This window comes from Priestia taiwanensis (assembly GCF_014638355.1).
In the GTDB taxonomy this organism is placed as follows: Bacteria; Bacillota; Bacilli; order Bacillales; family Bacillaceae_G; genus Priestia_D; species Priestia_D taiwanensis.
The window spans coordinates 156,921-170,237 of record NZ_BMFK01000004.1 but is presented as its reverse complement, the minus strand read 5'-3'; the positions used below and the strand labels follow the sequence as shown (position 1 = coordinate 170,237).

At 38.8% G+C, this 13,317-nt stretch carries 11 protein-coding genes; 10 read left to right on the top strand and 1 reads right to left on the bottom strand.

The features are described from left to right. The first annotated feature begins 6 nt into the window (after nucleotides 1-6). The 3 genes from IEV41_RS16875 (at nucleotide 7) to IEV41_RS16865 (ending at nucleotide 2,267) form a co-directional block, all read left to right on the top strand. Nucleotides 7-1,293, top strand: a complete 1,287-nt coding sequence (locus IEV41_RS16875) for a PTS sugar transporter subunit IIC (protein WP_188389673.1) — start codon at nucleotides 7-9, stop codon at nucleotides 1,291-1,293. A 25-nt stretch (nucleotides 1,294-1,318) separates the two neighbouring features. Next, on the top strand, nucleotides 1,319-1,630 hold the full coding sequence (locus tag IEV41_RS16870; RefSeq protein WP_188389672.1) for a PTS lactose/cellobiose transporter subunit IIA: 312 nt from the start codon (nucleotides 1,319-1,321) through the stop codon (nucleotides 1,628-1,630). Between the two features lie 109 nt (nucleotides 1,631-1,739). Then, nucleotides 1,740-2,267 carry a hypothetical protein gene (locus IEV41_RS16865; protein ID WP_188389671.1) on the top strand — a complete coding sequence of 176 codons (528 nt, stop codon included), beginning with the start codon at nucleotides 1,740-1,742 and terminating at the stop codon, nucleotides 2,265-2,267. Between the two features lie 38 nt (nucleotides 2,268-2,305). Here the strand turns inward: IEV41_RS16865 and IEV41_RS16860 are convergent, their stop codons facing one another. After that, nucleotides 2,306-5,017 carry a sigma-54-dependent transcriptional regulator gene (locus IEV41_RS16860; RefSeq protein ID WP_188389670.1) on the bottom strand — a complete coding sequence of 904 codons (2,712 nt, stop codon included), beginning with the start codon at nucleotides 5,015-5,017 and terminating at the stop codon, nucleotides 2,306-2,308. Nucleotides 5,018-5,264: 247 nt separating this feature from the next. Between IEV41_RS16860 and rpoN the strand changes: the two genes are divergently transcribed. From rpoN to gpmI, 7 genes are all read left to right on the top strand, one after another. Continuing rightward, nucleotides 5,265-6,554: an RNA polymerase factor sigma-54 gene (gene rpoN, locus IEV41_RS16855; RefSeq protein WP_188389669.1), complete on the top strand. Its 1,290-nt coding sequence runs from the start codon at nucleotides 5,265-5,267 to the stop codon at nucleotides 6,552-6,554. Nucleotides 6,555-6,573: 19 nt separating this feature from the next. Beyond that, a complete protein-coding gene (locus tag IEV41_RS16850) occupies nucleotides 6,574-6,816 on the top strand; it encodes a glutaredoxin family protein (protein ID WP_188389668.1) in 243 nt (80 codons plus the stop codon). Between the two features lie 159 nt (nucleotides 6,817-6,975). Continuing rightward, nucleotides 6,976-7,998: a sugar-binding transcriptional regulator gene (locus tag IEV41_RS16845; protein WP_188389667.1), complete on the top strand. Its 1,023-nt coding sequence runs from the start codon at nucleotides 6,976-6,978 to the stop codon at nucleotides 7,996-7,998. Nucleotides 7,999-8,059: 61 nt separating this feature from the next. Then, nucleotides 8,060-9,067, top strand: coding sequence for a type I glyceraldehyde-3-phosphate dehydrogenase (gene gap, locus IEV41_RS16840; RefSeq protein ID WP_188389666.1), 1,008 nt, complete (start codon nucleotides 8,060-8,062; stop codon nucleotides 9,065-9,067). Between the two features lie 522 nt (nucleotides 9,068-9,589). After that, a complete protein-coding gene (locus IEV41_RS16835; RefSeq protein ID WP_188389665.1) occupies nucleotides 9,590-10,774 on the top strand; it encodes a phosphoglycerate kinase in 1,185 nt (394 codons plus the stop codon). A gap of 126 nt (nucleotides 10,775-10,900) precedes the next feature. Further along, nucleotides 10,901-11,662 (top strand): triose-phosphate isomerase, encoded by a 762-nt coding sequence (tpiA, locus tag IEV41_RS16830; protein WP_188389664.1) that lies wholly within the window; start codon nucleotides 10,901-10,903, stop codon nucleotides 11,660-11,662. Next, complete coding sequence (gene gpmI, locus IEV41_RS16825; RefSeq protein ID WP_188389663.1) at nucleotides 11,655-13,190, top strand: 2,3-bisphosphoglycerate-independent phosphoglycerate mutase; 1,536 nt, start codon at nucleotides 11,655-11,657, stop codon at nucleotides 13,188-13,190. Before tpiA ends, gpmI begins: the two co-directional genes overlap by 8 nt. Nucleotides 13,191-13,317: the final 127 nt, after the last annotated feature.

The following is a 13,317-nucleotide window of genomic DNA, read 5'->3' as shown; positions in this document are numbered from 1 at the left end:
AGAACAATGGATAAAATGATTCAATTTCTTGAAAAGTATTTTATTCCAGTAGCTGGTAAGATTGGAGCGCAACGTCACTTAGTTGCAATTCGTGATGGATTCATGGTAATCATGCCATTAATCATCGCTGGGGCGTTAGCCGTATTATTCAACAATTTCCCAATTGATGGATGGCCAAAATGGTTAGCAGACAATGGGTATAACGCAATCGCAGGTAACATCTGGACTGGTTCATTTGCAATTATGGGATTATTAATTGCCGGTACAGTTGCCTATAACCTTGCAAAAGGATACGGCGTAGACGGTATGTCGGCAGCCGCATTATCAATTGGTGTATTCGTTATTTTCTCACCATTAACAGGAAATGATACATTTGGTATTCAATTCTCGTATTTAGGTGCACAAGGTTTATTCGTAGCATTATTCGTAGCGATTTTTGTAACAGAAATTTTCCGATTCTTAATTCAAAAGAACTTTACAATTAAAATGCCAGACGGTGTACCACCAGCAGTAGCGCGTTCTTTCGCAGCGTTATTACCAGGTATGGCGGTATTATTAATTGCAGGTCTTGCTCAATACTTTATCGCAACAAGCGGTGGAAACGTATTTACATGGGTATTTACGACAATTCAGCAACCATTACAAGGCTTTGGTGATTCATTACCAGCATTATTACTTATTGCATTCTTAAACCATTTCTTATGGTTCTTCGGTTTACACGGTTCAAACATTTTAGGTGGTCTTATCGATCCGATTTACTTACCGTTAATTGAAGAAAATATTAAAGTTTTCGGTGAAACAGGTAATGCAGCAGATGTTCCTAACCTTGTAACGAAGCAATTATTAGACGCATTCGTATACATGGGTGGATCAGGTACAACATTAGCATTATTAATTGCAGTACTGATTTTTGCAAAATCAAATCAAGCACGTTCTGTAGGTAAACTTGCAACACCATCTGGTCTATTCAATATCAACGAGCCAGTAATGTTCGGTTTCCCAATCGTATTAAATCCAATGATGCTTGTTCCATTTATCCTTACACCATTAGTTTTATCATTAACATCTTACTTCGCAATTTCATGGGGATGGGTATCAAAAACGGTTGCGATTGCACCGTGGACAGCACCACCAATCATGAGTGGATGGATTGTAACAGGTGGAGACGTAATGGGTATTGTACTTCAAGTAGTAAACTTAGCAATTGCAGTATTGCTTTATGTTCCATTCGTAATTGCAGCGGATAAGCAAATGCAACGTGCTGAAGCAACAGCGCAAAAAACAGGCGCGTAATATTTAAAGCAGGAGTGAAGTAAAAATGGTAACAATTGAACAAATTTCGTTTCAAATAATTTTACACAGTGGTAACGCAAGAAGTTCGGCAATGGAAGCTTTAATGCATGCGAAAAAGGGTGAATTCGCAATTGCAGAGGAGAAACTTGCTGAAGCGAAGAAAGAATTAAACGAAGCGCATCATCATCAAACATCGCTTATTCAAGCAGAAGCACGCGGTGAAGCGCACAACATTAACGTATTATTAATCCATGCACAAGACCATTTAATGAATGCGATCGTCGTGAAAGATTTAGCGATTGAGTTCGTTGAATTGTACCAACGCTTGGAGAAATAAAAATAAGAAGCAACGACCTTCTCTTGATAATGAATCGGGGGAAGGTCGTTTTTCTTTTGGAACAGTGGTACACAGCACCTCTTCCTATGCATATGATGTGGATAAGAGCATGAAAAAGTGGAGGGGATGGGGGAAGATGGAAGAGCAAAAGCATGAAACATTACTTGCAAGAATAAAGAGACGAGAAGCAGAGTTTGATAATCGGCTTAATGAGTTAAATGAAGAGATAGAAGTGTTGAAAAGAGAAGTTTTTAAAGGGAAATATAAAAAAGAGCGGTTTGAGGCAGAGACTACCGATGAAGAAATAGAAACATCAACTGAAGAAGTACCATCTGCGCAAGAGAAGCAAGGATCATTAGTAGAAAATATAAAAAGACAAGAAGCAAAATTCAATGATCAGATGAAACGGTTAAATGAAGAAATAGAAGTGTTGCAAAAGAAGGTGTTTAAAAGAAAGGATAAGAAAGTAGTGGAAAGCGAAGAGGTATCTACAGAAGTAGTGGAGCCACCGACGAGGAAAGAAACTTTTTTAGACGAAATTGAGCGATATGCTGGAGAGGCTGATGAAAAACTGAAGAAGATGAGAGAAGAAGTAGAGGAAATTGTACAAAAAGTGTTCCGTAAGAAACGGAAATAAAAAATCCGCTCCAACTAAGTGGAGCGGATTTCCCCTATTTATTCAGGTGTGGTAACTTCTCTCTTTTCAATACGTAAGAAGAAATCCATGATATAACAAATTTCATCATTGGGAATGGTAATGTGAAATTGCTCTTCAATATTTGCCAATGCTTTTTTCGCACGCATGTACAATAAGTAATGGTCGTTAATTTTTGCTTCTTTATTTTTATATGTGATAGATTCTTGTTGTTTTTGCAGACGATCAATCATGCTGCATAAATGAAGAACGATACCCATCAAATTTTCTTGATTTAAGTAAATATTTGCTTGTTGTTGGATATCTTTTAAACATTGACGAACCTTCTTAATCATACGATTACTGTCTGTCATGTTCATCTGTGCTTGTAATGCTTCTCCCATCTTAATGTACGCTTCTTCGTGCGTAATCAATTCTTGAATTTGTTTTGTCCCTTTCATGTTCAAGATATCTTGGAAGTGGAATGTTAAGTAAGGTAATTCGATATTGAAGTTACTTACAACACAGAGAACGTTTCGCTCTTTATCAATTGTATGAACAACTTGTACTAAATCCTTTTCGTCTACAATGCTTAGTGGAATAATTTCAATTAAATCTTCGTTATAGTGCAAGTAGTTTTGCAACATGTTTTTAATAGCGATGGCGCTACCTTCTCCTGTTAAGCACGCTGTAATAATAACGGATGTTAATGGGTCGTCATTTTCCTTCTTCTTTGATTGGTTATGCAAGTAGAAGGACGTTAAGTTTTTAACATCTTCATATAACGAGTCTAAATTATATCCAATTTTCGCCTTTCGAGATGCTTCTAGTACGTGTGGTGTACTTACCATCGAAAGGACGCGGACAGGAATGTTGAACTCGGTAGAGAGAATCTCTCCGATATATGTTAACGATCCCATATCTACGAGGATAAAGAGCCCGTCAATTACTCCTAAGCTTTTTACATAGTTCTTCACTCGTTCTAGAAACTCTTTTGGTGATTCGTGTAGAGGCATATCAATACCGACTACGTCTTCTGTTCCAAGTAGCTGGTTTGCGACATTCGCCATTTCACTTGCAATACCGTTTCCATGTGCTAAAACGAGTACTTTAATAGTTGAATGTTGTGTTTTTGGTTGTTCGAGTACAAAGAACATTGTTAAAAATGCGGCTTCATCAATCGGAAAGGTAACGCCAAGGGTTTCTTCCATGATATGAATACATTCTAGTGCCACATTGAATTCTTTTTTATGTAACGAACGAATATTATTTAAGTTCGGATGATAGATTTGTTTCTCGGATTGAATACGTTGCAGTGTCGTTTGGATGTGTAATCCTAAACCAAGAAATAGTTTTTCATCGAATGTTTTCCCTAAATTAGTCTCAGCTAGGTGAATGATTTTCTCTGTCAATTCCACGATATGTTGTTCAATGACTTTGAGCATGTTTTCTTTGCTCATCTTTTTATTCATTTCTTTAATATAATGAACGAAGTAACTTTGTAGATCATTTTCCATTAAGACACCAAGTTCTTTATTATCAATCCCCCGTACTTTCAGCTCTTCATATTTATGATCGATGCGGTCATATACGGATTCTTGGTATATATCAATATCGTGCTGTTGCAATCCTTCTGTTGGACTAAATAAGAATGCTTGATTCGGAATCGGGAAAATAGATCCTAATTTCTTCTCAATAAATAATCCTTCTTTCACATACCAAGGTAAGTCAGAACTACTAATTGTTACGTCTGGCTTTCGTTTTGTGACAAAGTCAGCGTATGCTTTTGCGCATGCGATTTGGACATCTGCTTTTAATTGTCCAATATTATTTGGACAATGATAGAACAAGAAAGCACGCATCGAGTTAGCAGTCACATATAATTCTTTTCCTAAGCGAACAGATTCTTCCGAGAAAAATGATTTCAGTAACGTAAAGCGTTCTTCATACGTACGGTCTTTTAAAGACGGAAGTGTGATTACCATTGGGATACGTCTTGTAAATGTCTTTAATAAAAATGACTCTGGATCTTCTGTTGTTGCAGAAATAATGAGTACTTTTGCTTGACGTTCACTTTCTGTTTCTCCGAGTCGTCGATAAATACCACGGTCAATAAAGGTGAAGAGCATCTCTTGACCTTCGGGAGGTAGACGATGAATTTCATCTAGGAACAAAATACCATTATCTGCCTTTTCGATTAATCCTTTTTGATCAATGGCACCTGTATATGCTCCTTTTTTGACACCGAATAGTTGTCCTAATAAAAGCTGTGGATTATTCGCATAATCGGCACAGTTAAAGGTAATGAATGGTGCTTGTTCTTTTAATTTTTCTACTTCAAGTGCATATTGATACATAAGAGAGGCAAACATTGATTTACCAACCCCTGTTTCACCTAGAATAAGTGAATGCATACCATGTGGTGGGTAGAGAATGGCGGACTTGGCAATTTCAATTGCTGTTTGTAAGCTCTTATTATTATTCGCAAATACATCGAATGCTGGAATAGTAGGATTAGGTTGATCAGATGCTGGTAATGTTGGTGCGTCTTGTTCTTCTATTAGTGTTGATGTAGAAAAGCGGACAGGACGAGTATTTGTCTTCAATAATAGGCCTTCTTTTGTTAACTTATTTAAGTCACTACTCACATTTGCACGGTCTAAATTTAGAATATTCGCAATCTCAGCAGCGCTTATACCTCCTGTTGTTTGATGTTGTTTGACAGCTTCATAAATAAGTTCTTTTCTTGTCATTATGTATCACCCCTCGGACGTTCCTTGCAAAATAGTATATGCATATAACAACTGTTTAGTTGTCTAGACCTTTGAAAGTAAAAAATAGGAAAAACAACATGGTTCAAATGTCCTTTTTTATCTCTTCCCTTATTGTACCAAAAAGTAAGGGGTTACAGTGTAGAAAAATTCGAATATTGCGTTCTACTTTTTTTCTTAATATTGTAAAATGGAGAAAACGATGTGCAAAAGGATGGGGGAGACAAGGTTGAAAACAGTATTACTTCAAGAACAGTCATTAAAACTAGCGATGACTGCAGAGCTACGTCAAGCGATTCATTTACTACAATATAATATTCAAGAGCTTGATCAATTTCTGCATGAGCAGGCAGCCGAAAATCCTCTTATTGAATTAGGAGAATTTACTTCTATTCAATCAAAGCCAAAGTCTATGAAACACTCAGTAGAAGATGTAGTAGAATTATTTCGTGGGGCAGAGATGTCACTTCATGATTATTTGGAACAGCAATTACAAGATACATCCATGGGGGAACGAGAGAAGAAAATTGCGACGTATATTATTTTCACTATTAATGGTAACGGTTACTTACAAGAAAGTGTGAGAGATATTGCAGCCCATCTTACTATTTCGGTGCAAGAGGTGGAGGAAGTTCTTGCGATTGTTCACTCTTTTGACCCAGCTGGTATTGGTGCAAAAGATATACAAGAGTGTTTATTGCTACAGTTACAACGCCTTCATCCACGACATACAGTAGCGCAAGAAATCATCGCAAATCATTTTGATTTAATGGTCGCAAAGAATACGAAGAAGTTAGCATCCCAGTGTAAAGTATCGGTAGATGATATAAAAGAAGCAATGAATCTTATTACATCGTTGCAGCCGAAGCCTGGTATTGCGTTTCATGTGGAGAGACCAACGTATGCCATTCCTGATGCGATTGTTACGAAGGACGGAGAAAATTTTGTTTTGAAGTTGAATGAAAAGTATATTCCAACAATTTCAATTGGAGAGGAATATATATCGCTTATGCGTCATGGTGATAATGAAGTAGCTTCATATGTAAAAGAGAAGTATAGACAAGTAGATTGGATTATAAAAAGTTTAGAGCAACGAAGAAGAACGATTACAAATGTGATGCAAGAAATGATAAGACGACAGACAGCATTCTTTGAGAAGGGACCACTTTTCTTGCAACCATTAACAATGAAGGAAGTCGCAGATGCGCTCGACGTTCATGAATCAACGGTAAGTAGGACCGTAAAAGGAAAGTATGTACAAACTCCACTTGGTGTATATGAGATGAGATTCTTTTTTAGTCAGGCAGCGACAACAGATGATGATTCGGTTTCTTCGACACGAATGAAGTACGTTATTAAGCTGCTTGTTGAGGAAGAGGAGAAGAAGAAGCCTCTTTCTGACCAAAAAATTGCAGATGTGATTAAGGCACAAGAAGGAGTTACTATCTCAAGAAGAACTGTTACGAAGTACCGAGAACAGCTACATATTCCATCATCTTCAAAAAGAAAAGCATATTAATACATAAAGGAAGGAAAATATGGTAAAACTAAAAATGTATTCAAAAGATAAATGTTGCTTATGCGAGGATGCAAAGAAAGTGTTGCACAAATTGCAGGAGGAAATGACATTTGAGATTGAAGAAATTGATATTTATACCGATGATGTATTGTTAGAGAAGTATCAAATTATGATCCCGGTTATCGAAGTAAGTGAAGAGGTGTTAGCCTATGGCATTATTAAAGAAGAGCACCTCCGACAAAAAATAGTCAAATATTTTTAACTGGAAAAGGTTGAATGAGTTATCTATTCCTGTTACAATGAATTCGTAGCAGGGATAATTTTTTTTGCAAGACCGGGACATAAAATGTCTTAGAGGGACTTTAATAGTCCACGTCTTGTGGAAACGTGCTGATATAACATGGAAAAGGAAGTAATGAAGATGGATTCTTTGTTAAAGTATCAAAAAAAATTATTGCCTGATCTACTACCTGTTATGCAAAGTCGATACAAAGTCCTACAGTACATACGAATTATGCAGCCAATTGGTCGACGTAGTTTATCGGCAAGTTTAGGATTGACGGAGCGAGTTTTGCGTAGTGAGGTATTATTTCTGAAAGAGCAACATTTGATCAACATTGAAGCTTCAGGAATGACAATTACGGAAGAAGGCGCGATGTTACTAGTGGCGTTAGAAGAGTTCATGAAAAAGTTGACAGGTCTAACAACGCTAGAGGAAGAGCTGAAAGAGAAGTTGAACGTCAAACAAATTATTATTGTATCTGGCGATAGTGACGAATCTCCATGGGTCAAGAAAGAGATGGCTCGTGCAGCTGTAATGTGTATAAAGAAGCATTTTACCGCAAATAATATCGTTGCTGTGACTGGTGGAACAACATTAGCGGAAGTTGCTGAAATGATGAAGCCAGAAGACAAAGATAGAAATCTTCTATTCGTTCCAGCAAGAGGTGGGCTTGGTGAAGATGTTGCGAATCAAGCGAATACGATTTGTGCGAATATGGCACAGAAAACATTAGGACAACATCGTTTACTCCATGTACCAGATCAAGTAAGTAGCGAAGCGTATGCATCTATCGTTGAAGAGCCGTCTGTGAAGCAAATATTGGACTTGATTAAAGCAAGTGATATGGTTATTCACGGAATCGGAGAAGCCTTCACGATGGCGAAGCGTCGTAATACTTCAGCAGAAGACTTAATGAAGATCGAACAAGGGCAAGCGGTTGGTGAAGCATTCGGTTATTACTTCAATGAGCAGGGTGAAATTGTTCATAAAGTATTAACGATTGGGATGCAACTAAAAGATTTGAAACATGTTCCAACAGTTATTTCGGTGGCTGGAGGCACTTCAAAAGGAAAGGCAATCCTTTCGTTTATGAAGAAAGGCCATAATTCCATCTTGATAACAGATGAAGGAGCAGCGAAAGAGTTACTAAGGGATTTATAACCCTTAATATATAAAACCTATACCTTATGGAAATGTAAGGAAAACCAAGGAGGAAACTCAAATGGCAACTAAAATTGGTATTAACGGTTTTGGCCGTATCGGACGTGTAGTATTCCGTGCAGCTTTAAAAAACCCTAACGTAGAAGTAGTAGCAATCAACGATTTAACAGACGCTAGCACATTAGCTCACTTATTAAAATATGATTCAGTTCACGGACGCGTTGACGCTGAAGTATCTGTAAACGGCGACAGCATCGTTGTTAACGGAAAAGAAATTAAAGTTATCGCTGAGCGTGACCCAGCTGTATTACCTTGGAGCGACTACGGTGTAGAAGTAGTAGTAGAATCTACTGGCCGTTTCACTGATAAGAAAGACGCTGAGAAACACTTAGGTGGATCAGTTAAGAAAGTTATCATCTCTGCACCAGCTTCTAACGAAGATATCACAATCGTTATGGGTGTTAACAACGACAAGTACGATGCAGCTAACCATAACGTTATCTCTAACGCATCTTGTACTACAAACTGCTTAGCGCCATTCGCGAAAGTATTACATGAGAACTTCGGCGTTAAACGTGGAATGATGAACACAATCCACGCTTACACGAACGATCAACAAATCTTAGACTTACCACACAAAGACTTACGTCGTGCTCGTGCAGCTGCGGTAAGCATGATCCCAACATCTACTGGTGCTGCGAAAGCTGTATCATTAGTATTACCTGAATTAAAAGGTAAATTAAACGGTGGTTCTGTACGTGTTCCAACTGCTAACGTTTCATTAGTAGACTTAGTTGTTGAATTAGAGAAGAACGTAACTGCTGAAGAAGTTAATGCTGCATTCAAATCAGCTTCTGAAGGCCACTTAAAAGGAATCTTAGGATTCTCTGAAGAGCCATTAGTATCAGTTGACTATAACGGATGCCCTAACTCTTCAACAATCGATGCATTATCTACAATGGTAATGGAAGACAACATGGTAAAAGTACTTTCTTGGTACGACAACGAGTCTGGTTATTCTAACCGCGTAGTAGACCTTGTTGAATACATCGCTTCTAAAGGTCTTTAATTTTTAACCTTTAATAAGGTAAAATAGAACCTGTAACAAAAGGGGGAAGGGAAAATGATCCCTCCCCCTTTTCTTTTTTAAGCCTTTTCGACATGAGTGGATGCACGATCGCAGTCAAAGCCCAACACTTTTTTGCGACCTGCACCTTCAAATGGAATAGGCGATGGGAAGCAAGCTCCTTCGGGAGAGACGAACTAGTTGCATAGCGCGAACGGGACTACCCTTCCATTTGTTACTGTTTATCAACCAAGGGATACTCCCTAAACAGGCTGGTTGTTGAATAATTCATATGGATATGTCAGAACCTAAGTGGATGCACGATCGTAGTCAAAGCCCAACACTTTTTTGTGACCCATACCTTCCAGTGAATGGCTGAAGGTAACAGATAGAAATACACTAGATGTATTCGAAAAAATGGCTATTATATTAATCGAAACTTTTATATGTTCTATAGGGATATTCCCTAAACAGGCTAGAAGATATAGAAATGATTCGGACATATGCTAAACGGAGGTTATCTCAATGAACAAGAAAAGCATTCGTGATATTGATGTGAAAGGTAAACGCGTCTTTTGTCGTGTAGACTTCAACGTACCAATGAAAGATGGAAAGATCACTGACGAAACTCGTATTCGCGCAGCGCTTCCAACAATTCAATTCTTAATGGAGCAAGGTGCAAAAGTAATCTTAGCTTCTCACTTAGGTCGTCCAAAAGGCCAAGTAAACGAAGATATGCGTCTAACTGCTGTAGCAGCTCGCTTAGGAGAGCTTCTTGGTAAAGATGTAAAGAAAACAGATGAGGCTTATGGCGAAGCTGTTCAAGCTGAAATCGCAACAATGACTGAAGGTGACGTATTAGTTCTTGAAAACGTACGTTTCTACGCAGGCGAAGAGAAAAACGACGATGCATTAGCAAAAGAATTCGCAGCATTAGCTGACGTATTTGTGAACGATGCATTCGGTGCTGCTCACCGTGCGCACGCTTCTACAGCGGGTATCGCGAAACATCTTCCAGCTGTATCTGGCTTATTAATGGAGAAAGAATTAGATGTATTAGGCAAGGCGATTTCTAATCCAGAGCGTCCATTCACAGCTATCATTGGTGGAGCAAAAGTTAAAGACAAAATCGGTGTAATTGAAAACCTATTAGAAATGGTTGACAACTTAATCATCGGTGGTGGACTTGCTTACACATTCGTGAAAGCACAAGGACACGAAATCGGAAAATCTTTATGTGAAGATGACAAGTTAGACTTAGCGCGTGAATTCATGGCGAAAGCAGAAGAGAAGGGTGTTAAATTCTACATGCCAATCGACGTAATCGTTGCAGATGACTTCGGCGCACATGCAAACTCAAAAGCTGTAGATATCGATTCTATTCCAGCTGATTGGGAAGGCTTAGATATCGGACCAAAAACAGCTGCAGTGTATGCAGATGTAATCAAGTCTTCTAAGTTAGTTGTATGGAACGGACCAATGGGCGTATTTGAAATTGACAAATTCGCTAACGGTACGAAAGCAGTAGCACAAGCATTAGCTGATTCTGAAGATACATATTCAGTAATTGGTGGCGGTGACTCAGCAGCAGCTGCGGAGAAATTCGGTTTAGCTGACAAGATGAGCCATATCTCTACTGGTGGCGGTGCATCATTAGAGTTCATGGAAGGTAAAGTTCTTCCTGGCGTAGATGTATTAAACGATAAGTAAGCCATATTGATGTCGTTTCCACTCCCTACGAAGCATGGGCCCAACTCGACTTGATCACTCGAGCGTAGGGAACGGAAATGAGCAAAGGGCAACTATTTCTAGATAACATAAGAGGAGGGCTTTTCAATGCGTAAGCCAATTATTGCAGGTAACTGGAAAATGCACAAAACTCTTTCTGAAGCGGTTAGCTTCGTAGAAGAAGTAAAGAATGCAGTTCCAACTTCTGATAAAGTAGATTCTGTTGTATGTTCACCAGCTTTATTCTTAGAGCGTTTAGTAGCTACAACGGAAGGAACAGATTTAAAAGTAGGTGCACAAAACATGCACTTCGAAACTTCTGGTGCATTCACTGGTGAAGTGAGCCCAGCTGCATTAGCTGACCTTAAAGTTAGCTATGTAATCTTAGGACACTCTGAGCGCCGTGAAATGTTCGCAGAAACAGATGAAACGGTAAACAAAAAGACAATCGCAGCGTTTGCGAACGGAATTATTCCAATCGTTTGCTGTGGTGAAACATTAGAAGAGCGTGAAGCAGGCAAAACTTTCGATTTAGTTGCTGACCAAGTGAAGAAAGCATTAGCTGGATTAACGGAAGCACAATTAAAAGAAACTGTTATCGCGTATGAGCCAATTTGGGCAATCGGAACAGGTAAATCATCTTCAGCTGCTGATGCAAACGAAGTATGTGCACATATCCGTAAAGTAGTTGCTGAAACATTCTCAACTGACGTTGCTGAAGCAGTTCGTATTCAATACGGCGGAAGCGTTAAGCCAGAGAACATTACTGAATATATGGCACAACCAGACATCGATGGTGCTTTAGTAGGTGGAGCTAGCCTTGAGCCAGCATCTTACTTAGCATTATTGGAGGCTGTTAAGAATGGCTAAGAAACCAGTTGCTTTAATCATCTTAGATGGTTTTGCATTCCGTGATGAAGTAAAAGGTAACGCGGTTGCACAAGCGAATAAGCCAAACTTTGATCGTTATTACAACAAATATCCACATGCAACATTACAAGCGTGTGGAGAAGCGGTTGGTCTACCAGAAGGACAAATGGGTAACTCAGAGGTTGGTCATTTAAACATCGGCGCTGGACGCGTTGTATACCAAAGTTTAACTCGTGTAAACGTAGCAATCCGTGAAGGTGATTTCGAGCAAAACGATACATTCTTACATGCAATTAACCATGTAAAAGAAAAAGGTTCTGCTCTTCATTTATTCGGTTTATTATCTGATGGTGGTATTCATAGCCATATTAACCATATGTTTGCTTTATTAAAATTAGCTGCTGAGCAAGGTGTAGAGAAAGTATATCTTCATGGCTTCTTAGATGGTCGCGATGTTGGACCGCAAACAGCTGAAATTTATTTAAAACAAACACAAGAAATGATTGAGAAATACGGCGTAGGTGAAATTGCAACAATTTCTGGCCGTTACTACTCAATGGACCGCGACAAGCGCTGGGATCGTGTAGAGAAGTGCTACCGTGCAATGGTGTACGGAGAAGGTCCTTCTTATAAGAGCGCAATGGAGTGCGTAGAAGATTCGTACAAGAACGGTATCCATGATGAGTTCATTCTTCCTTCTGTTATGACGAAAGAAGATGGTACTCCAGTGGCGACTGTGAATGACGAAGATGCAGTTATCTTCTATAACTTCCGTCCGGACCGTGCAATCCAAATCTCGAATGTATTCACAAACGAAGACTTCCGTGACTTCGATCGCGGTGAGAAGTTCCCTAAGAACGTTGAATTCGTTTGTATGACGCATTTTAGTGAAACTGTTAAAGGATATGTTGCATTTAAGCCAACAAACCTTGATAATACATTAGGGGAAGTTGTTTCTCAAGCAGGCCTTAAGCAGCTTCGTATTGCAGAAACAGAAAAGTACCCTCACGTTACATTCTTCTTTAGTGGTGGACGTGAAGCAGAATTCCCTGGCGAAGAGCGTATTTTAATCGCTTCTCCAAAGGTTGCTACATATGACCTGAAACCAGAAATGAGTGCTTATGAAGTAACAGAAGCATTAGTAAATGAAATCGAAGCTGACAAGCAAGATGTAATCATTTTAAACTTTGCAAACCCTGATATGGTAGGTCATTCAGGTATGCTTGAGCCAACAATCAAAGCGATTGAAGTTGTTGATGAGTGCTTAGGTAAAGTAGTAGATGCAATCCTTGCAAAAGGTGGCTCAGCTATTATTACAGCGGATCATGGAAACTCTGATGAAGTAGTAACTTTAGAAGGCGGACCAATGACTGCACATACAACAAACCCAGTACCAGTCATCGTAACGGAAGAAGGTCTTGAGTTACGTAAAGATGGGAAGTTAGCCGATCTTGCTCCAACTGTTCTAGACTTAATCAAGGTAGAACAGCCAAAAGAAATGACAGGCGAAACATTAATCAAAAAGTAAGAATTAACCTTCTAGGTTATTCTAATAAAGGTTGCAAGAAGAGTTAGGTAGGCTTAACAGGCGGATTCGGCTATCGAATTCGGCTTATCGACTCTTACGTGTAATCCACATTCCAAAAACATAATTT

What these genes read in the sequence shown, in the direction of transcription:
- tpiA (WP_188389664.1), top strand. Translation starts at nt 10,901, where the DNA reads ATGCGTAAGCCAATTATTGCAGGTAACTGGAAAATGCACAAAACTCTT.
- IEV41_RS16850 (WP_188389668.1), top strand. Translation starts at nt 6,574, where the DNA reads ATGGTAAAACTAAAAATGTATTCAAAAGATAAATGTTGCTTATGCGAG.
- gpmI (WP_188389663.1), top strand. Translation starts at nt 11,655, where the DNA reads ATGGCTAAGAAACCAGTTGCTTTAATCATCTTAGATGGTTTTGCATTC.
- IEV41_RS16845 (WP_188389667.1), top strand. Translation starts at nt 6,976, where the DNA reads ATGGATTCTTTGTTAAAGTATCAAAAAAAATTATTGCCTGATCTACTA.
- IEV41_RS16865 (WP_188389671.1), top strand. Translation starts at nt 1,740, where the DNA reads ATGAAAAAGTGGAGGGGATGGGGGAAGATGGAAGAGCAAAAGCATGAA.
- gap (WP_188389666.1), top strand. Translation starts at nt 8,060, where the DNA reads ATGGCAACTAAAATTGGTATTAACGGTTTTGGCCGTATCGGACGTGTA.
- IEV41_RS16860 (WP_188389670.1), bottom strand. Translation starts at nt 5,017, where the DNA reads ATGACAAGAAAAGAACTTATTTATGAAGCTGTCAAACAACATCAAACA.
- IEV41_RS16875 (WP_188389673.1), top strand. Translation starts at nt 7, where the DNA reads ATGGATAAAATGATTCAATTTCTTGAAAAGTATTTTATTCCAGTAGCT.
- IEV41_RS16870 (WP_188389672.1), top strand. Translation starts at nt 1,319, where the DNA reads ATGGTAACAATTGAACAAATTTCGTTTCAAATAATTTTACACAGTGGT.
- IEV41_RS16835 (WP_188389665.1), top strand. Translation starts at nt 9,590, where the DNA reads ATGAACAAGAAAAGCATTCGTGATATTGATGTGAAAGGTAAACGCGTC.